At 76.4% G+C, this 20,667-nt stretch carries 19 protein-coding genes; 11 read left to right on the top strand and 8 right to left on the bottom strand.

Annotation, left to right across the window (positions count from 1 at the left end; all coding sequences use genetic code 11):
- Positions 1-65 precede the first annotated feature (65 nt).
- The gene (locus BUE45_RS10060; protein ID WP_073378037.1) at positions 66-1,088 is read left to right on the top strand and encodes a glutathione S-transferase family protein; all 1,023 of its coding nucleotides are present in this window, start codon (positions 66-68) and stop codon (positions 1,086-1,088) included.
- A 42-nt stretch (positions 1,089-1,130) separates the two neighbouring features.
- On the opposite strand, the gene BUE45_RS10055 is transcribed toward BUE45_RS10060, so the two are convergent.
- On the bottom strand, positions 1,131-2,030 hold the full coding sequence (locus BUE45_RS10055; RefSeq protein WP_073378035.1) for a LysR family transcriptional regulator: 900 nt from the start codon (positions 2,028-2,030) through the stop codon (positions 1,131-1,133).
- A gap of 106 nt (positions 2,031-2,136) precedes the next feature.
- Between BUE45_RS10055 and BUE45_RS10050 the strand changes: the two genes are divergently transcribed.
- Positions 2,137-3,102: an EamA family transporter gene (locus BUE45_RS10050; protein ID WP_073378033.1), complete on the top strand. Its 966-nt coding sequence runs from the start codon at positions 2,137-2,139 to the stop codon at positions 3,100-3,102.
- On the opposite strand, the gene BUE45_RS10045 is transcribed toward BUE45_RS10050, so the two are convergent.
- From BUE45_RS10045 to eat, 4 genes are all read right to left on the bottom strand, one after another.
- Positions 3,050-4,267, bottom strand: coding sequence for an FAD-dependent oxidoreductase (locus tag BUE45_RS10045; RefSeq protein WP_073378030.1), 1,218 nt, complete (start codon positions 4,265-4,267; stop codon positions 3,050-3,052). The two genes, BUE45_RS10050 and BUE45_RS10045, sit on opposite strands and share 53 nt — an antisense overlap.
- A 41-nt stretch (positions 4,268-4,308) precedes the next feature.
- A complete protein-coding gene (locus BUE45_RS10040; RefSeq protein WP_073378028.1) occupies positions 4,309-5,121 on the bottom strand; it encodes a TetR/AcrR family transcriptional regulator in 813 nt (270 codons plus the stop codon).
- 308 nt (positions 5,122-5,429) lie between these two features.
- Complete coding sequence (locus tag BUE45_RS10035) at positions 5,430-6,194, bottom strand: FadR/GntR family transcriptional regulator (RefSeq protein ID WP_073378026.1); 765 nt, start codon at positions 6,192-6,194, stop codon at positions 5,430-5,432.
- An 89-nt stretch (positions 6,195-6,283) separates the two neighbouring features.
- On the bottom strand, positions 6,284-7,738 hold the full coding sequence (gene eat / locus BUE45_RS10030) for an ethanolamine permease (RefSeq protein ID WP_073378024.1): 1,455 nt from the start codon (positions 7,736-7,738) through the stop codon (positions 6,284-6,286).
- A 218-nt stretch (positions 7,739-7,956) separates the two neighbouring features.
- Between eat and BUE45_RS10025 the strand changes: the two genes are divergently transcribed.
- The 4 genes from BUE45_RS10025 (at position 7,957) to BUE45_RS10010 (ending at position 12,423) form a co-directional block, all read left to right on the top strand.
- Positions 7,957-9,327, top strand: a complete 1,371-nt coding sequence (locus BUE45_RS10025; RefSeq protein ID WP_073378022.1) for a glutamine synthetase family protein — start codon at positions 7,957-7,959, stop codon at positions 9,325-9,327.
- Between the two features lie 74 nt (positions 9,328-9,401).
- On the top strand, positions 9,402-10,781 hold the full coding sequence (locus BUE45_RS10020; RefSeq protein ID WP_073378020.1) for an aldehyde dehydrogenase family protein: 1,380 nt from the start codon (positions 9,402-9,404) through the stop codon (positions 10,779-10,781).
- Positions 10,782-10,832: 51 nt separating this feature from the next.
- Positions 10,833-11,597 (top strand): 3-oxoacyl-ACP reductase, encoded by a 765-nt coding sequence (locus tag BUE45_RS10015; protein ID WP_073378018.1) that lies wholly within the window; start codon positions 10,833-10,835, stop codon positions 11,595-11,597.
- Between the two features lie 76 nt (positions 11,598-11,673).
- The gene (locus tag BUE45_RS10010; protein WP_073378016.1) at positions 11,674-12,423 is read left to right on the top strand and encodes a gamma-glutamyl-gamma-aminobutyrate hydrolase family protein; all 750 of its coding nucleotides are present in this window, start codon (positions 11,674-11,676) and stop codon (positions 12,421-12,423) included.
- Here the strand turns inward: BUE45_RS10010 and BUE45_RS32485 are convergent.
- Positions 12,411-14,495, bottom strand: a complete 2,085-nt coding sequence (locus BUE45_RS32485; protein ID WP_073378013.1) for a serine/threonine-protein kinase — start codon at positions 14,493-14,495, stop codon at positions 12,411-12,413. The two genes, BUE45_RS10010 and BUE45_RS32485, sit on opposite strands and share 13 nt — an antisense overlap.
- 251 nt (positions 14,496-14,746) lie before the next feature.
- Between BUE45_RS32485 and BUE45_RS10000 the strand changes: the two genes are divergently transcribed.
- The 5 genes from BUE45_RS10000 to BUE45_RS09980 all read left to right on the top strand — a co-directional run bounded on the left by BUE45_RS10000 (position 14,747) and on the right by BUE45_RS09980 (position 18,681).
- Complete coding sequence (locus BUE45_RS10000; RefSeq protein WP_084737098.1) at positions 14,747-15,712, top strand: glucosyl-3-phosphoglycerate synthase; 966 nt, start codon at positions 14,747-14,749, stop codon at positions 15,710-15,712.
- Positions 15,709-16,569 carry a dihydropteroate synthase gene (gene folP / locus BUE45_RS09995; RefSeq protein ID WP_073378009.1) on the top strand — a complete coding sequence of 287 codons (861 nt, stop codon included), beginning with the start codon at positions 15,709-15,711 and terminating at the stop codon, positions 16,567-16,569. The genes BUE45_RS10000 and folP overlap by 4 nt, the downstream gene beginning before the upstream one ends.
- Positions 16,570-16,597: 28 nt before the next feature.
- A complete protein-coding gene (locus BUE45_RS09990; protein ID WP_073378007.1) occupies positions 16,598-17,290 on the top strand; it encodes a class III extradiol ring-cleavage dioxygenase family protein in 693 nt (230 codons plus the stop codon).
- Positions 17,287-18,027, top strand: coding sequence for a dihydrofolate reductase family protein (locus tag BUE45_RS09985; RefSeq protein ID WP_073378005.1), 741 nt, complete (start codon positions 17,287-17,289; stop codon positions 18,025-18,027). Before BUE45_RS09990 ends, BUE45_RS09985 begins: the two co-directional genes overlap by 4 nt.
- Positions 18,028-18,198: 171 nt before the next feature.
- Positions 18,199-18,681, top strand: a complete 483-nt coding sequence (locus BUE45_RS09980) for a hypothetical protein (protein WP_073378003.1) — start codon at positions 18,199-18,201, stop codon at positions 18,679-18,681.
- Positions 18,682-18,784: 103 nt separating this feature from the next.
- On the opposite strand, the gene BUE45_RS09975 is transcribed toward BUE45_RS09980, so the two are convergent.
- The gene (locus tag BUE45_RS09975) at positions 18,785-19,936 is read right to left on the bottom strand and encodes a PrsW family intramembrane metalloprotease (protein ID WP_073378001.1); all 1,152 of its coding nucleotides are present in this window, start codon (positions 19,934-19,936) and stop codon (positions 18,785-18,787) included.
- Complete coding sequence (locus tag BUE45_RS09970) at positions 19,933-20,535, bottom strand: hypothetical protein (protein ID WP_073377999.1); 603 nt, start codon at positions 20,533-20,535, stop codon at positions 19,933-19,935. Before BUE45_RS09970 ends, BUE45_RS09975 begins: the two co-directional genes overlap by 4 nt.
- Between the last annotated feature and the right edge of the window lie 132 nt (positions 20,536-20,667).

The following is a 20,667-nucleotide window of genomic DNA, read 5'->3' as shown; positions in this document are numbered from 1 at the left end:
ACGGCCGCGCCGGGGGCGCGGGGTTACGATGCGTCCGAAGCGCCGTCGCCGGGAGGAGAAGCGGGATGCGGGCCAACGAAGTCCCCTCGGAGGAGATCACACGCGACCCGGCGGCCTTCGCCGACCGGGTCACCGCCGACGGCCGGTTCGGCCGCGTGGCCGAGCCCGGACGCTACCGGCTGGTGGTCAGCCGGGCCTGCCCGTGGGCGCACCGGACGGTCATCGTCCGCCGCCTCATGGGCCTGGAGGACGCGGTCTCGCTCGCGGTCACCGACCCCGTCCAGGAGGTCATCGACGGCGACCCGCACTGGGTGTTCACCGAGGCGACCGGCAGCCCCGGCGGGCGGGACCCGGTGCTGGGCGTCCACGCCCTGCGCGAGGCCTACCTGGCCCGCGACCCCGGCTACACCGGCGGGGTGAGCGTGCCCGGCCTGGTCGACGTCACCACCGGCCACCTGGCCACCAACGACTACGACCGGCTCAGCCTGGACCTGGCCGGGGAGTGGGGGCCGCTGGCCCGGGAGGGCGCCCCCGACCTCTACCCGGAGCCGCTGCGCGACGAGATCGAGGCGGTCGGCGCCGAGGTGTACCGCGACCTCAACAACGGGGTGTACCGGGCGGGGTTCGCCCCCGACCAGGAGCACTACGACCGCGCGGTCGCCGGGGTGTTCGCCCGCCTGGACGACCTGGAGGCGCGCCTGTCCTCCCGCCGCTACCTGGTGGGGGAGACCGTCACCCTGGCCGACGTCCGGCTGTTCACCACCCTGGTGCGCTTCGACGCGGTGTACCACGGGCACTTCAAGTGCAACATCGCCAAGCTGACCGAGTACCCGGCGCTGTGGGCGTACGCCCGCGACCTGTTCCAGACGCCCGGGTTCGGCGACACCACGCACTTCGACCACATCCGGGTCCACTACTACCGGGTCCACACCGGCATCAACCCGACGGGCATCGTCGCCGCCGGGCCCGACCCGGCGCAGTGGCTCGCCCCGCACGGGCGCGCGGCGCTGGGCGGGCCGCCCTTCGGCCGGGCCACCCTGCCCGGCCCGGTGCCGGAGGGGGAGCGGGTCCCGGACATCGCCGCCTGAGCCCTCGACCCGCGCACGGCCCGGCCCCCGACCCGCGCGGGGTCAGAGGGCGGCGGCGTGCGCGCGCAGGACCCGCACCGCCTCGGTGACGGCCGGGCGCCGCGAGGTGCCCTCCCGCCACAGCACCGACAGGCCGCGCACCGGCGTCGGGTCCACCGGGCGCACCGCGACGTCCACCGGGAGCGGGCCCCGGCCCAGCCGGGGCACCACGGCGATGCCCAGGCCGGCGGCCACCAGCGCCAGCTGGGTCTGGTACTCGGCCACGTAGTGGGCGATGTCGGGCTCGGCGCCGATGGCGCGCATCGTGCGGGTCAGCCAGTCGTGGCACACCGTCCCCGGGGGCTGGCAGATCCACCGCTCCCCGGCCACGTCGGCGCGGGTCAGGGCGGCGCGGGCGGTCAGCGGGTGGTCGGGCGGCAGCAGGATGTCGCAGCGGTCCTCGCCGATGCGCTCGCGCGCCACCCCCTCGGGGACGCTCATCGGCGCGATGTCCCAGTCGTGCACCACGGCCAGGTCCACGGTGCCCTGGGCGACCATGGGCGGCGTGGCGTGCGGGTCCTCCTCGAACAGCCGCACGTCCAGGGCGGGGTGCGCGGCGGCCAGCTCGGCGAGCACCCCGGGCAGCAGTCCGCGCGCGGCGGTCGCGAACGAGGCGACGGTCAGCCGCCCGTGGGGGCGTCCGCGCCGCTCCTCCAGGGACACCTCCGCCTCCTCCACCAGGGCCAGCACCCGACCGGCGGTGCCCACCAGCATCGCGGCGGCGTCGGTGAGCACCACGCCGCGCCCCTGCCGCTCCAGTAGCGGGGTGCCGGTCTCGCGTTCGAGCTTGCCGACCTGCTGCGAGATCGCCGAGGGGGTGTAGCCCAGGGCCTTGGCGGCGGCCGCGACGGAGCCGTGCACGTGGACGGCGTGCAGCGCGCGCAGACGGGACAGGTCGAGCACGGGGTGCTCCTTCCGGGCGGGCCGCGCCACCGTGTAGCAGGTGTGAATCCAACAGTGTACGAATCTTCGCTGGTGCTTAATCCTCGCGGCGGCCATCATCGAACCCATGCGTCCCCTCCACCTGTCCCTGGCCGTGCTCGTCGCGGCGGTCTGGGGTGTCAACTTCGTCGTCATCGACGTCGGCCTCGACCACTTCCCGCCCCTGCTCTTCACCGCGCTGCGCTTCGTGGTGGCGGCCCTGCCCGCGGTCTTCTTCGTCCGGCGGCCCCGGGTCGCCCTGGTCTGGGTCGTCCTCGCCGGGCTGACCCTGGGGGTGGCCAAGTTCGGCCTGGTCTTCACCGGGATGCACCTGGGCATGCCCGCCGGGCTCACCTCGCTGGTGCTCCAGGTGCAGGCGGTGTTCACGGCGGCCTTCGCGGTGGTGTTCCTGGGCGAGCGGCTGCGCCCGCTCCGCTACGCGGGCATGGGGGTGGCGCTGGCCGGGATCGGCGTCGCCGCCTGGGCGCAGGGCGCCTCGGGGCCGCTCACGGCGTTCGCGATGATCGTCGGGGCCGCCGCGTTCTGGGGCCTGGCCAACGTCATCACCCGCAAGGCCGCCCCGCCGGACGCCCTGTCGTGGACGGTCTGGATGAGCCTGGTGCCGCCGCTGCCGCTGTTCGCGCTGTCCCTGCTGGTGGAGGGGCCGCAGGCGGGTCTTGCGGCGCTGCGCGGGCTGGACTGGGCCGGGGTGGGCGCGCTCCTCTTCGTCGCCTGGGTGGCGACCGTGCTGGGGTTCGGCGTGTGGGGGTTCCTGCTCCGCGAGCACGACGCCTCGGCGGTCGCCCCTTTCACCCTGCTCGTCCCGGTGTTCGGGATGCTCTCCGCGCTGGTGTTCCTGGGTGAGGCGATCACGCCGCTCAACCTGCTCGCGGCGGTCCTGCTGGTGGGCGGCGTGGCGCTGACCGCCCTGGGCGGGGCGCGGCGCCCGGCCGCCCCGGGGCCGGCGGGACCCGGCCCGGGGGAGGAGGGGGACCCGGGGCTCAGCGCCGGGCGAACTCCGGGGCGTGCTCCGAGCGCAGACCCAGGCCGATGAGCCGGGCGGGCACCGAGGTCATGAACGGCAGGTGCTCCATCACCCACAGCAGCGGCGCGGGCGGGCCCTGCCGCCTGCCCTGGAGCATCGGGTCGACCACGACCCTCTCCATGACCCGCTGGAGCCGCTGCACGGCCGCGGTCGGCAGCAGGCGGCGGTCGCGCACCCGGCCCAGGGCGCGGGCGTCGGCCCGCCCCTCCCGCAGCGGCCCGGCCAGCAGGGTCGCCGCCGCCACGGCGTCCTGCACCGCCAGGTTGATGCCGACCCCGCCCAGCGGGGACATCGCGTGGGCGGCGTCGCCGATGCACAGGACCCCCTCGCGGTGCCAGCGGTGCAGCCGGTCGAGCCGGATGTCCAGGTGTTTGACGTCGTCCATGGACTCCAGGGCGCAGACCCGGTCGCCCAGCTCCGGGAGCAGTTCCCGGATGTCGTCCCGGAACGCTTCCACGCCCCGGGCGCGCAGTTCGGCGTCGGTGCCCTTGCGGCCGATGTAGGCGATCTGGAGGTAGTCCTCGCGCGGGATGACGATGAGGAACCGGCCCCATCCGGCCCGGGGGGTCAGCGCGCGCAGGGTCGAGGGGACGCCGGGCAGGCGGAACCACCAGGCGTCGATGTCCACCGGGAACTCCGCGGGGACCAGTCCGGCCTCCCGGCGCACCAGCGACCTGCGGCCGTCGCAGCCGACCGTGAGGTCGGCGCGGATCTCGCCCTCCCCGTCGGGGCCCCGGTAGCGGGCGCCGACCACCCGGCCGCCCTCCCGCAGGAGCCCGGTGGCCTCGGTCCCCATTCGCAGGGTGAACGCCTCCTCCTCCGCGCCCGCCCCGGCGAGCAGGTTGAGCAGGTCCCACTGCGGCACCATCGCGATGTGCCGGTAGCGGCCGGGCAGCCGGCGGAAGTCGGCGATGGTCACGGTCCGGCCCCCGCCCAGGGGGAAGGCGACCCGGTCCACCGGGCTCTGCGGCAGGGCGGCGAACCGCTCGCCCAGGCCGAGTTCGTCCATCAGGCGGATGGTGGAGGGGTGGACGGTGTCGCCGCGGAAGTCGCGCAGGAAGTCGTCGTGCTTCTCCAGCACGGTCACGGGCACGCCCGCGCGGGCGAGCAGCAGGCCCAGGACCATCCCGGCGGGGCCTCCGCCGGCGATGAGGCAGGTGGTGCGTTCGGTCATCGGGAACCTCCCGTTCCCGGGGCGGCGCCGCCGCCCCTGGTTCAGTGCGGCGGGTCGGTCGCCGCGGCCCGGAGGAAGGCGTCGCTGAACACGGCGCAGGTCTCCTCCACGTCGGGGAAGCCGATACCGGGCACCCCGGTCAGGGCGGGGCGCAGGGCGAAGTGGACGACGACGGGCGCGACCAGCTGCTGGACCAGCAGCGGCAGCGGCAGGTCGCGCACGCGCCCGGCGGCGACCTCCGCGGCCATCCAGCCGCCCAGGGCGGCCAGGGCCCGGGGGAAGAACCGGGCGGCCAGCAGGTCCCGGGTGGGGCCGGTGGGCCGGGCGAACACGTCGGACAGCAGCGCCGGGAACACCCGGGGCCCGCTCAGGAACGCCCGGGCCAGCACCAGGTGGACGCCGCGGACGGCGGCGGCCAGGTCCTCGCCCGGATCGGCGAGGAAGGCCTCCACGCCGGAGAGCGGGCTGTACCGCTCGAAGACCTCCGCCAGCAGGTCGTCGCGCGAGCCGAAGGCGGCGTACAGGCTGTGCACCGAGCAGTCGGCGGCGGAGGCGACGGCCTCCATGGTGGTCGCGGCCAGGCCCACCTCGTCCAGCAGGCGGGCCACGGCGTCGACGGCCCGGTCCCGGACCGGCGGACGGCCGCCGGGGTCCACCCCGGCCGCGCGCACGGCGGCGTCCAGGGGCCCGCGCCGGCCCCCGAGGCGGCGCAGGAGGGTGCTGCGGGAGAGCCCCGCCTCCCGCGCGATCTCGATGAGCGGCACGTCGGCCACATCCCTTCCCGTCCGGCCGGCGGCGCGGATCGCCGCGTCCACCAGGTCGTCCGGAGCGTGTGCGTGTTCGGTATCTGACATCAATATCAAGGTATCCCGTAATCGAGTTCCAGACAAGAATTTCGGTGCTCGTGGGGCCGGTGGGGGGAAAGTGACGCCGGATTCGGTCGGGCCCGCGTCCCGCGAGGAGGGGGCGGGCAGCGGCGCAGACCGGGCGGACCGGTGTTCCGCGTGGTCGGGGGTGCGCGCGGCCCCGGCCGGGCGGTGTCCGTGCTCGCGCGGTGGGGGGTCGACGGGGCGCGCGCCCGCCCGCGGACGTGCCGCGTCCGGGCGGGCCGGGCCGGAGCAGGAGGAGCGGCGGCTCGGCCGGTCGGCCGACGCCCGGCGTATCAGGAGAGGAAGCCGCGCATGAGGGCCTCGCTGCCCTCCAGGTGCTCGCCCACGGCGCGGCGCGCCGCGTCGGGGTCGCCCGCCCGCACCGCGGCCACGATCGCCCGGTGCTGGGCGCTGCTGTGCTCCAGGTTCTTGACCAGCATCGGCATGGCGTCGAGCAGGTCGTTGAACCGCATCCGCACGTCCGTCAGCGCCGCGGCCAGCGACGGCGACCCGGCCAGCTCCGCCAGGGTCAGGTGGAACACGGTGTCCAGCCGCCGGTAGTCGGCCACCTCGGCCCCGTCCACCGCGGCCAGCCGCTCGGCGAGCAGCCGGTCCTGCGCGGCGGTGAGCCCCCGTTCGGCCAGCAGCGCCGCCGTTCCGATCTCCAGCGCCCGCCGGAACGCGAACAGGTCGTCCAGGTCCACGGCCATGCCCTCCAGCACCCGCCGCGCCTCGGCCCGGCTGGGCCGGGGGCGCACGTAGGTGACGAAGGTGCCGCCGGTGCGGCCCCGGCGCGACTCCACGTAGCCCGCCTCCGCCAGGGCCCGGATCGCCTCGCGCAGCGTGATGCGGCTGACCCCCAGCCGGGCGGCCAGCTCCCGCTCGGCGGGGAAGCGGTCCCCGTGGGGGACCACGCCCAGGCGGATCGCCGACAGCAGGCGCTCCACGGTCTCCTCGAAGGCGTTGCCCGCCCTTACCGGCCGGAACACGGCCTCCGCCGCCGGTCCCGCCTCCCCGGCGGTGGGCTCGGCGTTCGTCCTCACCACGGTCCCCTCCATCGTGCGCCGCGCCCGCGGGCCGGTGGGACCAGCCTACGGGCGCGGCGGGCCGGGGCCGCTGCGGCCCCGGCCGGGCCGCCCCCGGGCGGCTACTTGAGCTCGGACTCCGCCCGCTCGATGAGCGCGAACTCCTCCTCCGGGGCGTTGGCCACCAGGTGGTGGCGCGAGTAGAACCAGAAGTACGCCAGGAAGACCACGAAGATCCCCGCCGTGATCGCCGCCCCCACCATGTCCACGAAGAACGTCGCCACCACGGCGCACAGCGCCAGCGCGAACGCGATCCCGGTGGTGACCGCCCCGCCCGGCGTACGGTAGGGCCGCTCCAGGTCCGGCTCGCGGCGGCGCAGCACCATGTGCGACAGCGTCATGAGCACGTACGACACGGTGGCCCCGAACACCGCGATGTTGATCAGCCGGTCGCCGTCGGCCACCGTCACCGCCAGGGCGAACCCCAGGGTGCCGGGCACGATCAGCGCGAGGTAGGGGGTGCGGCGCCGGCCGGTCACCGAGAGCCAGCGCGGCAGGTACCCGGCCCGGGACAGGGCGAACAGCTGCCGCGAGTAGGCGTAGATGATGGAGAAGAACGACGCCACCAGCCCGGCCAGGCCCACGTAGTTGACGAAGTCGGCCAGCAGGGTGTCGCCGCCGTAGGCCTCGCGCAGCGCCTCGGGCAGCGGGTTGGTCGACTCCGCCATCACCGACGCGCCCGCCCCGCCGGGGGCGAGCAGCAGCATCCCGGTGGCGGTCACCATGAGCACGACCATCGCGCCGATGATGCCGCGCGGCATGTCCTTGCGGGGCTCGCGCGCCTCCTCCGCGGCCAGCGGCACGCCCTCCACCGCGAGGAAGAACCAGATGCCGAAGACGAACGCCCCCAGGATCCCCACGTAGCCGTAGGGCAGGAACGCGCTGGCCCCCGCCGCCGCGGTGGGCTCGATGTCGAACAGGTTGGCGGGGTCGAACCGCGGCACCATGCCCACGATGAACGCCACCAGCGCCACCATGGCCACGCCGGTGATCACGAACATCACCCGCAGCGCCTCGCCCACGCCCCACAGGTGGATGCCGACGAAGACCAGGTAGCACACGAGGTACACGGGCCAGGCGGAGTCGAGCCCGAACAGCCCCAGGGCCTCCACGTACCCGCCGATGAACACGGCGATGGCCGCCGGCGCGATCGCGTACTCGATGAGGATGGCGGTCCCGGTGGCGAACCCGCCCAGCGGGCCCAGCGCCCGCCGGGCGAAGCCGTACCCGGCGCCCGCTGTGGGCAGCGCGGAGGCGAGTTCGGCCAGGCCCAGCACCATGCACAGGTACATGGTGCCCATGAGCAGGGTGGCGATGAGCAGCCCGCCCCAGCCGCCCTCGGCCAGGCCGAAGTTCCACCCGGCGAAGTCGCCGGAGATCACGTAGGCGACGCCCAGCCCGGCGAGGAGCAGCCACCCGGCCGCGCCCCGCCGCAGCCTGCGCCGTTCGAGGTAGTCGTCGTCGGCGCGCGAGAAATCCGCGCCCTGGATGTGCAGGGGACTCTTGTCGTCGGACACAGGGGGCCTCCCGGGGGGTGACGGGGGTGCGACTAAAGGTATATGGCCGGTCCTTTTCAATTGCCGGAGATGCTCCGCCTCCCTATCGGTCCTTGTCAAGGGGGTTAACGCGCTATTGACACGCACTTACCGTGCTGGTTATCTGGCCCCAGATAAGGTCTGATCTCGATCCAAAAGCGGCCGCCCCCGGTCCCTCCGCTGACGAAGGAGCCCTTCAGGTGAGAGCGAACTCCGACCCCCGGACGGCCCCGCTGACGGTGGAGGCGCTGCGCGCGGCCGTCGCCGACGGGACCGTCGACACCGTCCTGGTCGCCTTCCCCGACATGCAGGGGCGCCTCCAGGGCAAGCGCCTGTCCGCCCGGTTCTTCCTGGAGGAGGTCCTCGAACACGGCACCGAGGGCTGCAACTACCTGCTCGCCGTGGACGTGGACATGAACACCGTCGACGGCTACGCCATGTCCTCCTGGGAGACCGGCTACGGCGACTTCGCGATGGTCCCCGACCTCGCCACCCTGCGCCGCACCCCGTGGGCCGAGGGCGCGGCCATGGCCGTCGCCGACCTCGCCTGGCACGACGGCACCCCGGTGCGGGCCTCACCGCGCGCGGTCCTGGACCGCCAGCGCGACCGGCTGGCCGAGCGCGGCTGGACCGCGATGGTCGGCACCGAGCTGGAGTTCGTGGTCTACCGGGACACCTACGAGCAGGCCTGGGACCGCGGCTACCGCGGCCTGACCCCCGCCAACCAGTACAACGTCGACTACTCGGTGCTGGGCGGGGCGCGGGTCGAGCCGCTGCTGCGCCGCATCCGCAACGAGATGGCCGGGGCCGGGCTCTACGCGGAGTCGGCCAAGGGCGAGTGCAACCTCGGCCAGCACGAGATCGCCTTCCGCTTCGACGAGGCCCGCGCCACCTGCGACAACCACGCGATCTACAAGAACGGCGCCAAGGAGATCGCCGCCCAGGAGGGCATGGCGATCACCTTCATGGCCAAGCCCAACGACCGCGAGGGCAACTCCTGCCACATCCACATCTCCCTGCGCGGCGACGACGGCGCCCCCGTGCTCGCCGAGGGGGAGGGGCTGTCCGAGACCGGGCGGCACTTCCTGGGCGGGCAGCTCGCCGCGCTGCGCGAGTTCACCCTGCTGCTGGCGCCCAACATCAACTCCTACAAGCGCTACGTGCCGGGCAGCTTCGCGCCGACCGCCGTCGCCTGGGGGCGCGACAACCGCACCTGTGCCCTGCGGCTGGTCGGCCACGGCCCGTCCCTGCGGGTGGAGAACCGGGTGCCCGGCGGCGACGTCAACCCGCACCTGGCGGTGGCCGCGCTCATCGCCGCGGGCCTGCACGGCATCGAGCACCGGATCGAGCCCGGCGAGCCCTGCGCGGGCAACGCCTACGCCTCCGGCCTGCCCACCGTCCCCGCCACCCTGCGCGACGCGCTGGAGCTGTGGGAGGGCAGCGCACTGGCCGCCGAGGTCTTCGGCCCCGAGGTCGTGGCCCACTACGCCAACAACGCCCGGGTGGAGCTGGCCGCCTTCGAGGCCGCCGTCACCGACTGGGAGATGTTCCGGGGCTTCGAGCGCCTGTGACCGCGCCCCGGCCGCCCGCGCCCCGCGGCTCCGCGGCCGGGCGCCCGACCACCGCACACCGACGAGGGGGACCCATGGCCGCCGACGCGGCACCGACCGTCCAGCGGGTCGTCGACCCGGCCACCGAGGAGGTCATCGCGACCGTCCCGCTGGCCTCCGCCGCCGACACCGACGCCGCCGTGGCCCGCGCCCGCGCGGCCTTCCCGGCCTGGCGCGACACCGCCCCGGGCGAGCGCGCCCGCCTGCTGCGGGCCGTGGCCGACGCCGTCGACGCCCACCTGGACGAACTCGCCGACCTGGAGGTCCGCAACGCCGGGCACCCCGTCGGCCAGGCCCGCTGGGAGGCGGGCAACGCCCGCGACGTGTTCCGCTACTACTCCGCCGCCCCCGAGCGCGCGGCGGGGCGCCAGATCCCCGTCCCCGGCGGGTGGAGCGTCACCTTCGCCGAGCCCCTGGGCGTGGTCGGCGTCATCGTCCCCTGGAACTTCCCCCTGCCGATCCTGTCCTGGGGGACCGCGCCCGCGCTCGCGGCCGGCAACACCGTCGTCGTCAAACCCGCCGAGCTCACCCCGCTCACCGCGCTGCGCCTCGGGGAGCTGGCCCGGGAGGCGGGGCTGCCCGAGGGCGTGCTCCAGATCCTGCCCGGGGCCGGGCCGGTCGCCGGGGACCGCCTGGTGCGCCACCCCGACGTCGCCAAGATCGTGTTCACCGGCTCCACCCGGGTCGGCAAGGGCATCATGGCGGCCGCCGCCGAGGACCTCACCCGGGTGACCCTGGAGCTGGGCGGCAAGAGCGCCAACATCGTCTTCGCCGACGCCGACCTGGAGAAGGCCGCCGCCGCCGCGCCCTACGGCGTGTTCGACAACGCCGGCCAGGACTGCTGCGCCCGCTCCAGGCTGCTGGTCCAGGCGAGCGTGTACGACCGGTTCATGGAGCTGCTGCGCCCGGCGGTGGAGGCCGTCGCCGTGGGCGACCCCCGCGACCCCGCCACCGAGGTCGGGCCGCTCGTCTCCGCCGCCCAGCGCGACCGCGTCGCCGCCTACGTGGACGGCGCCACCGTGGCCTTCCGCGGCAGCGCCCCGGAGGGGCCCGGGTTCTGGTACCCGCCCACGGTCCTGGCCACCGCCGACCCCGCCGAGCCCGCCTTCCGCGAGGAGATCTTCGGCCCGGTCCTGTCCGTGCTGCCCTTCGGGGACGAGGCCGACGCGGTCCGTATCGCCAACGACACCCCGTTCGGGCTGGCCGGGTCGCTGTGGACCCGCGACGTGGGCCGCGCCCTGCGGGTCTCCCGCGCGGTCCGGGCCGGGAACCTGTCGGTCAACTCCCACGCGGCGGTCCGCTACTGGACCCCGTTCGGCGGCATGGGCCAGTCCGGCATCGGCCGCGAGCTGGGCCCGGACGCCCTGGACGCCTTCACCGAGACCAAGACCGTCTTCCTCTCCGACGACACCTGATCCCACCCCGTCGCGCAGACCCCGACGACAGCCGAAGGAGCACCAGCACAGATGAACCGTTTCGAGGGCCGCGCCGCCGTCATCACCGGAGCCGCGGGGGGCATCGGCCGGGCCACCGCCCGCAGGCTCGCCGCCGAGGGCGCCCGCGTCGTGGCCGCGGACCTGGACGAGGAGGCGGGCCGCGCCGTCGCAGAGGAGGTCGGCGGCACGTTCGTGCGCACCGACGTCACCGACGAGGAGGACGTCGAGGCGCTCTTCGCCGCCGCCCGGAAGGCGTACGGCAGCGTGGACGTCGCCTTCAACAACGCCGGGATCTCCCCGCCCGAGGACGACTCGATCCTCACCACCGGCATCGACGCCTGGCGCCGCGTCCAGGAGGTCAACCTGACCTCGGTGTACCTGTGCTGCAAGTACGCGCTGCCGCACATGCGCGAGCAGGGCCGCGGGTCGATCGTCAACACCGCGTCGTTCGTGGCGACCATGGGCGCCGCCACCTCCCAGATCTCCTACACCGCCAGCAAGGGCGGCGTGCTGGCGCTCAGCCGGGAGCTGGGCGTGCAGTTCGCCCGGGAGGGCATCCGCGTCAACGCGCTCTCCCCGGGTCCGGTGGACACCCCGCTGCTGCGGGAGCTGTTCGCCAAGGACCCCGAGCGGGCCGCCCGCCGCCTGGTGCACGTCCCGCTGGGGCGGTTCGCGGCGGCCGAGGAGATCGCCGCGGCGGTGGCGTTCCTCGCCAGCGACGACGCCTCGTTCATCACCGCCTCCAACTTCCTGGTGGACGGCGGTATCTCCGGGGCCTACGTCACCCCGCTGTAGACGGGGCCGGACCGGAGCCGCCGCCCAGGAGGCGGTGCGGCACCGACGACACAGGGACAGGGAAGGGAGGCGCGCCGTGGCCGCGCCCGTCATCGGGATCTCCGCCTACGCCGAACGCGCCCGCTGGGGGGTGTGGGACACCGGTGCCGTCCTGCTGCCGCGGGAGTACGTCGACGCGGTCGCCGCCGCGGGCGGGGTCCCCGTCCTGCTGCCCCCGGTCGCGGAGGCGGCCGGGGCGGTCCGCGCCCTGGACGGGCTGCTGCTGGCGGGCGGCGGCGACATCGACCCCGCCCGCTACGGCGCCGGGCGCTCCGGGCACACCGCCGGGGTGCAGGCCGCGCGGGACGGCGCCGAGAGCGCCCTGCTGGCCGCCGCGCTGGACCGGGGCCTGCCGGTGCTGGGCGTCTGCCGGGGCATGCAGCTGCTCAACGTGTTCCGCGGCGGGACCCTGCACCAGCACCTGCCCGACACGGTCGGCCACGACGGGCACCGCAGGCGCGCCGGGGTCTTCGACCCGCACCCGGTCACCGTCGCCGAGGGCTCGCTCACCGCCCGGGCGCTGGGCCGTACCCGCCTGGACGCCCCGTCCTACCACCACCAGGCCGTCGACGTCCTCGGCACGGGGGTGCGGGCCACCGGGTGGGCCGACGACGGCACTGTGGAGGCGCTGGAGTACGAGGGCGCCGACACCGTCCTGGGCGTGCAGTGGCACCCGGAGATGGGCGCCGACCCGAGCCTGTTCGCCTGGCTCGCGAGGCGGGCGGCGCGGGCGGAGGCGGCACCCGCGCCCCCCGCGGACCCGCCGGCCCGGAGTCAGGACGGGTAGGGCCGGGGGCCGCCCCGCGGGCCGCGCGGCAGCGTCCACTCCCGCAGCACCTGCGACTCCACCCGCACCCGGGTGCGCAGCGAGTCCACGCCCCGCCCCCCGGGCAGCCGCTCCAGGTCCGCCGCCAGCGATTCCAGGGTGCTCCCGGCCGCCGACGCGTTCCCCTGGAGCCGGTGCAGCCGCGCGATCTCCAGGCGCAGCGCCAGCGCGCGGGGGTCGCCGGCGCCCAGGACCCGGGTCAGGTCCGGCAGCAGGAGCAGCGCCTCCCACACCGCCGAGCCCAGGTCGCCCAGGGAGCCCAGCCGCTGCACGATCTCGAACCGGGTGGTGAGCGTGTCCGGGTGGTCCGGGCCCAAGACCCGGGTCCGGTCGGGCAGCAGCCTGCGGTGCTCGGCCAGGGAGGCCGCCTCGTCCCCCAGGTCGCCCAGGGAGACGGCGACGTCCCGGCGGGCGGCGAGGGTGGCGGGGTGGTCGGGGCCGTGCACCCGGAGGCGGTCGCCCAGCAGGCGCCGGTGCTCCTCCATCGCCCCCCGGTGGTCGCCCAGTGCCGAGAGGTGGTCGGTGGTGTTCTCCCGGGCGGTGAGGGTGTGGCCGTGGTCGGGTCCCAGCACCCGCGCCAGGTCCGGCAGCACCGTGCGGTAGGCCGCCAGGGCAGCCTCGTGGTCGTCCAGCTCGCCCAGCTGGTAGGCGATCTGGAACCGGGTGCCCAGGGTGTCGGGGTGGTCGGCGCCCAGCACCGCCGCCTGGTCGGGCAGCAGGGCCCGGTACTCCTCCAGGGCGCCGCGGTGGTCGCCCGCGTCCTCCCGGCAGGCCGCGATCCGCGACCGCAGCTCGAGCGCCCGCGGGTGGTCGGGGCCCAGGGACTCCCGCAGGCGCGGCAGCAGGCGCTCGTACCCGGCCAGGGCCGCACCGTGGTCCCCCTCGCGGCGCAGCCGGTCGAAGACCGCCGACTCCGAGCGCAGGGCCTCCTCCGGCTCCGGGACCCGGGACGCCGGGCCCGCGGGGGCGTGCGCCCCCGCCCCGCCCGAGGACACCCCGTACGCCGCGGCGCCGGTCCGGTAGGCCGGGATGCCGCCGGAGGGCGTGCCCGCCGGGGCGCCCCACGGGGCGCGGCCCGGGGGCGGACCCGCCGGGGCGGCGGAGGGGGCGCCCGACGGCGGGCGCGGGGGCGTGCCGGGCGCGGACGGCGCGCCCCCCGCCGACCCGGCCGCGGTGCCCGCGCCGCCCGCCGGACCGTCCCCGAACACCGGCCAGTCCACCTCCGGGTCGACGTCCCCGACCACCTCGGCGACCTCGTGCGGGGCGGGCCGGAGCGCCGGGTCGTGCTCCCAGCAGCGGGCGATGACGGCCCGCACCTGCGCCGGCACCTCCCGCGGGATCCCCGGCGGCGGGCCGATGAGGTTGCGCACGATCCCGGCCAGGGTCGGGGCGTCGAACGGGTTGCGGCCCACGGCCGCGTGGGCCAGCACGGTGCCCAGCGAGAACATGTCCGAGGCCGGGCCCACCTCCAGCGCGTCCATCTGCTCCGGCGACATGTACAGCGGGGTGCCCAGGGTGGCCCCGGTGCGGGTCAGTCCGGAGGAGTCGCCGCTGGGGCGCGCGATGCCGAAGTCGATGACGCGCGGCCCGTCCGAGGCCATCAGCACGTTGGCGGGCTTGAGGTCGCGGTGCGTCAGCCCGGCGCCGTGGATCGCCTCCAGCCCCTCCGCCAGGCCGACCGCCAGCACCCGCAGCGCGCCGTGCGGCAGCGGCCCGCGCCCGGCCAGCACCTCGTGCAGGGAGGGGCCGGGGATGAACGCGCTGACGATCCACGGCGGGTCCCCGTCGGGGTCGGCGTCCACCACCGGCGCGGTGTGGAACCCGCCGACCCGGGCGGCGGCCGCCGCCTCCCGGGCGAACCGGCCGCGGAACTCGGCGTCGCCCGCGTACTGCGGCAGGATGACCTTCACCACGACCTTGCGGCCCGCCGCGGTGCGCCCCAGGTACACCCGCCCCATGCCGCCCGCGCCCAGGCGGTGGGTCAGCCGGTAGCGGCCGATGCGTTCGGGGTCTGTCGGATCCAGGGGCTGCACGGGCGAAGGTCCTTCTGGCGTCGGGTCCGGGGCGGTCTCCGTGCTCTGGACGAGCGGGCCGCCGCCGCGGTTCAGCCTACGGCCCCGGGGGCCCCCGGGGCCTCCCCGGACCGCCTCCCCGGACCGCCTTCCCCGCGGGCGGGAGCGACCGGGGTCTCACCGCTATACGGGGGGTGCGGGACGCGGAGACCGGCCGGCCGGGCACAGTGGGCCCGTACTCTTGGCCGCCGGGAGGGCTTGTGGGAGGGCTTGTGGGCGACACCTGGTTCGAGGACCGCACCTATCGGCACACCGACTGGACCCCCGGGCGGCTCCTGGACCTCAAGCGGCGGCGGGGCCTGACCGTCAGCCTGGTGGTGCCGGCCCGCAACGAGGAGGCCACCGTGGGGGGCATCGTCGCCCGGGTCCGGGAGGCCCTGGTGGAGCGCGTGCCGCTGCTCGACGAGGTCGTCGTCATGGACTCCGACTCCACCGACGGCACCGGCCGCGCCGCCGCCGCGGCGGGGGCGGCCGTGCACCGGGTGGCCGACGTGCGGCCCGACCTGGGGCACCGGAGCGGCAAGGGCGAGGCGCTGTGGAAGGCGCAGTTCGTCACCTCCGGCGACGTCCTCGCCTTCCTGGACGCCGACCTCGTCGAGTGGGACACCCACTTCGTCTCCGGCCTGCTGGGGCCGCTGCTCACCGAACCCGGGGTGCACCTGGTCAAGGGCTTCTACGACCGGCTGCTGGACCTGCCCGGCGGCGGCCGGGCCGACCACGGGGGCGGCCGCGTCACCGAGCTGGTCGCCCGGCCCACCCTGGCCCTGCGCTGGCCCGCCCTCTCCGGGGTGGTCCAGCCGCTGGCCGGGGAGTGGGCGATCCGCCGCGATTTGTTCGGCCGGCTGTCGGTGCCCACGGGGTACGGGGTCGAGCTGGCGGTGCTCATCGACACCCACCTGCGGTGCGGCGCGGACGCCGTGGCCCAGGTGGACCTGGGGCGGCGTGCCCACCGGCACCAGCCGCTGAGCGCGCTGGGGGCCATGGCCGCCGAGCTGCTCGCCATCGCCGACCGCCGCTCGGGCATCGAGCACGGGGACTCCGTGGCGTTCCCCCGGTTCGACACCTCCGGCGGCCGCACCCGCCCGCGCACCGGTACCGTCAGTACGGTGGAGCGCCCGCCGGCCGCCGGGGTCGGACCGGAGCGCCCGCGGGTCCTGGGAGGAGCTGTCGGTCGGTGATGAGGCTGCGGGGCCGCGGGTTCGGTGAGCACGAGTCGCTGGTGATGGCGATCGTCAACCGGACCCCCGACTCCTTCTACGACAAGGGCGCCACCTGGGACGACGGCCCCGCCTTCGAACGGGTGCGCCGGGTCGTCGCCGAGGGCGCCGACATCGTGGACATCGGGGGGATCAAGGCCGCGCCCGGCGAGGAGATCGGAGCCGACGAGGAGAAGCGCCGGGTCGTCGACTTCGTCGCCGCCGTCCGCGCCGAGTTCCCCGACCTCGTCATCAGCGTCGACACGTGGCGGGCCTCGGTGGGCCGCGCGGTCTGCGAGGCCGGGGCCGACCTGCTCAACGACGCCTGGGGCGGGTACGACCCCGGGCTGGCCGAGGTCGCCGCGGAGTTCGGCGCCGCCCTGGTGTGCACGCACACCGCCGGGGTCACCCCGCGCACCCGGCCGCACCGGGTGCGCTACGGGGACGTGGTCGCCGACGCCGTCTCCTCCACCGTCGCCCTGGCCGAGCGCGCGGTGGCGCTGGGGGTGGACCCGGCGTCGGTGCTCATCGACCCGGCCCACGACTTCGCCAAGAACACCTGGCACTCCCTGGAGCTGACCCGCCGCCTGGACGAGATGACCGCCACCGGGTGGCCGGTGCTCGTGTCGCTGTCCAACAAGGACTTCGTCGGCGAGACACTGGACCTGCCGGTGGGGGAGCGGCTGACCGGGACCCTGGCCGCCACCGCCGTGTGCGCCTGGCACGGCGCCCGCGTGTACCGGGTGCACGAGGTGGCCCAGACCCGGCAGGTGCTGGACATGGTCGCCTCGATCCGCGGTGTCCGGCCCCCCGCGCGGACCGTGCGGGGACTGGCGTGAGGGGCCCGTGGCCCGTGAGGGGGGACCGTTGATCGTCGCCACCGCCGTGTGCCCGTCGCCGCCGCTGCTCCTGCGCGAGCTGACCGGGGGCCGTGACGTGGCCGCCGACCTGCGCAAGGCGTGCGAGGAGGCGGTCGGCGGGCTGCTCGCCGCCGCCCCGGACGCGATCGTGGTGCTGGGCGCGGACGAACGCTCCGCGCGGGGGGTGCGGGGGCGTATCCCGCTGTCGGCGTTCGGCGGCCCCGGGGAGCGGGTCCCCGCGGCCGAGGCGCTGCCGACCTCCCTGGCGGTGGCCCGCCGCCTGCTGGACGACCTGGGGGCGCGGGTCCCGGTGGAGATGGGCACCATCGCCTTCGGGGCGGACCCGCAGGAGACCGCGCGCCGGGGGCGGGAGATCGCGGCCCGGCCCGGGCGGGTGGGGCTGCTGGTCGTGGCCGACGCGGGCGCCCGCCGCGGCCCGCGCGCGCCCGGCCACCTGGACGAGCGCACGTTCGCGGTCGACGGGGCCGTCCGCGCGGCCCTGGCCTCGGGGGACACCGGGGCGCTGCTGGCGCTGGACCCCGGCCTGTGCGCGGAGCTGCTCATCGGCGGCCGTTCCGCGCTCCAGGCCATGGCCCACGCCCTGGCGGGGCGCCCGGCCGCCGGACCCCGCCTGCTCTACGCCGACGACCCCTTCGGCGTGCTGTACCTGGTGGCGCTCTGGCCGGGGGAGCGGCCGTGAGGGTGCTGCTCAACGAGGTCTCCCCGCGCACCGCGGCCCCGGGCTCGGAGGTCTCGGGGGAGGCGCTGGCGGTGCTGTACGCCCACCCGGAGCGGTGGACGCGCGCGAACATGGTCGCCACCCTGGACGGGGCGGGCGCCGGGGAGGACGGGCTGACCGGGTCCGTCAACACCCCGCCCGACAACGAGGTGTACCGGCTGCTGCGGGACCTGGCCGACGTCGTCCTGGTGGGCGCGGGGACCGCCCGCGCCGAGGGGTACGGGCGCCCGGGCCCGCGCCTGCGGCCGGGCCGCACCCCGTGCCCGGACCTGGCCGTGGTGAGCCGCGCCGCGCGGGTGCCGCCGGGCCTGGCCGGGCCCGCGCCGGGGCGCGGCGGGGTCTGGATGGTCACCCGCGCCGCCGCGGGGGAGCGGGCGCTGGAGCGCGCCCGCGCCCTGCTGGGGGCCGACCGGGTGCTGGTGCACGGCGGCGCCGAGGTGGACCTGCGGGCGGCCCTGGCCGACCTCGCCGGCCGGGGGCTGTCCCGTGTGCTGTGCGAGGGCGGCCCCTCCCTGCTGGCGGACGTGGCCGCCGCCGGGCTGCTGGACGAGCTGTGCCTGAGCACGGTCCCGCTGCTGGCGGGCGGCGACGCGCCCCGCATCGCCCTCGGTGCCCGGTCCGGCCTGGAGCTGCGCCCCCGCCTGGTCCTGGAGCGGGACGGCACGCTGCTGCACCGCTTCGTGCGGCCGACCCGCTGACCGGGGGCGGTTCCGGACGGCCGTCCCCGGACCGCCGCCCTGCGGGGGAGCGGCCGGCGGCCTCCGCGGCCCCGGGGCCGGGCCGGGCGGTGTGCGAGGATTCTCCGGCGGGCCGCGCGCCGTGCGGTACGGGCACCGGACCGGTCGGCCCGCGGGCCCGGGGAGGACCCGATGGACGTGCTCAGGGAGCAGCTGGCCGACGCGGTCGTCGGCCACGGACACCCCGACCTGCCGATGGTCGCCGCGCAGGCGCTGGCCCGGGGGCTGGACTCGCCCGCGCTGCGGGAGGTCGCCGGGCTGGGCCGCGCGGACCCGGCCCTGGAGCCCTTCACCGCGGCGCTCGCCGAGCTGGGGCTGGCCTGGCCCACCGAGGGGGAGGCGCACCTGGCCGCCGCGCGGCGGGTCTGCGCCGGGCTGCTCGCGGGGGAGCCGGACGGTGCGCGGGCGGCCCGGGCCGCCGAGACCGTCTACGACCACCTGTGCCGGGTCGCCTCCCTCGGGGAGGGCGACCACGGCCGCCTCCCCTTCCTCCACCTGTTCCACGACTGGGACGCGGACCGCGGGTCCGGGGTGGAACCGGCGCCGGAGCGCGGGCGGGCCGTCGCCGCCCGCTTCCGGGAGCTGGCCCGGGAGCTGCTGGAGCGGACGGGCTGAGACGCGGCGCGGGGGCCGGGGACGCCCCCGGCCCCCGCGCGGCCACTCCCCGCGCCCGGGCGGGCTCCGGACCGGCGGCCCCGGCCCCCGCGCGCCCGCGCGGTCAGACCCTGTTGGCGAAGGCGCGGTCCTCGGCCTCCTCCACCATCAGCTCCTGGACGCGCCCGGCCTCGGCGCGCTCGGCCTCGGGCACCTCGCGCAGCGCCCTGCGCCGGGCGCGGCGCCGGGCCAGGGCGACCGCCGACGAGCGGCGCAGCCCCACCTCCTCGCCCTCCCGCGCCAGGGCGCGGCGGACCCTGCGGCGGTGGGCGTGGCGGAAGGCGAAGTACACCGCCAGGGCGATCGCGAAGTTCAGCAGCACCTTGAAGACGATGCCGGCGAACCCGTCCAGCAGCGGCGAGTCGAACAGCCAGTGCATCCCCACCGCCGTCAGCACCAGCAGGAGCGCCCCGACCGCCCGGCGGCGCCCCGGCAGCCACCCCGCCGCGGCGAGCAGGCCGACGCCGGCGCCCGCCACCGCGGACATCGCCCAGTGCGATCCGAACCCGGTGAGCACCACGCGCAGCACCGTCGTCTGGACCACGGCCTCGGCCCCGTTCACCCCGCCGGCCATGGCCACCGTGTTCAGCCCGTAGATGAGGTTCTCGGTCACCTCGAAGCCCAGGCCCACCAGGGCACCCAGGACGAACCCGTCGACGGGCCCGCGCAGCGCCCGCGGGAAGGCCACGGCCACCAGCACGATCCCGACGAGCTTGAACAGCTCCTCGTTGAGCGGCGCCGTCAGCGCCGCACCCCAGGCCGACGTGAACGCCAGCCCCATGGTCTTGGACCAGACCCCCGAGAGCGCGCTGTTGGCGAGCAGGGCGCCGCCGGTCGCGGCCGTCATGCCCCACAGGACCGCCACCAGCGAGGCGGGCAGGTCGGGGGCGCGCACCGGCCGGATCCGCCGGAACAGCCAGAACCCGAACAGCAGGGTGGCGGCGCCGAAGACCAGTCCCAGCGCGGCCTCGGCGAAGAACACCCGCACCGTCCCGGCGAGCTGGAACGTCAGCGTCCCCAGCCCCAGCAGGCAGAACAGGGCGATGAGGACCATCGAGGTGAGCGCGGGCAGGCGGTACCCCAGCAGGGTCCGCTCGGGCGCGCGGGGCGCCGGGATCCGCCGCGGCCCGGGGGCGCCCGTCCGCGAGGTGCGCTGGGCGGGCACCCGGGCCGCCCGGGTGTCCACGGACCGCGGGTCCTCCGGTGCGCCGCTCATCGCTCCCCCTCCCCGGTGAACACGACGGTCCGCGCCACGTCGGCGACGGCCTCCAGGTCGGCGGTGGTGGCGTCCCGGCCGCCCAGGGTCATCTCCACGGCGAACCCCCCGTCGGGCGAGGGGTACAGCACGGCCGCGCCCTCCTCGGTCCGGCTGCGCAGCACCCCGGTCAGGCCCTCGACGCCCTGCTCGGTGGTGATCACCTCGGGGTCGCCCAGCCGCGCGGTGGGGTCCCCGGCGCGGGCGATGTCGCCCATGCCCTCCCACAGCCGCTCCGCGTCGGGGGGCGGGTCCCCGACGGGGGTGACCGCGGTCACGGTCAGGTCCACGGGCCCGCGGTGGAACCGGTAGGACTGCCCGGCCCGGCTGGCCCCCACGTCCAGGCTCCACCCCTCCTGGGGCAGGGAGAGGGAGGCGCGGTACCCGCCGCCCTCGCCGATGGTGATCTCGTCCCCGGCGCGTATCCGCTCGGTCCCCGGCAGCAGGGCGTTCAGCAGCGACCAGGCGGCGACCAGCAGGACCGCCACCGCCGCGGCGACGCCCAGCGGGAGCCACTGGTTGCGGGACCTGTCCGGCGCCGTGTAGCTCGGCTGCACCATGGCGCCCCTTTCGTCACTCTTGGTGAAGATCTATACAGACAAGAGAAACATCCTGATGTGCGCGTGTTGTCTGTTTGGTCGGAACTTGGCGCATGTTGACGGGGATTTCACCGGCCGCCGGGGGATCCGCCC

Source organism: Nocardiopsis flavescens, assembly GCF_900141985.1.
Taxonomy (GTDB): domain Bacteria; phylum Actinomycetota; class Actinomycetes; order Streptosporangiales; family Streptosporangiaceae; genus Nocardiopsis; species Nocardiopsis flavescens.
Note: the sequence above shows the minus strand (reverse complement) of the source record. Positions and strands in the feature narration are given on the sequence as shown.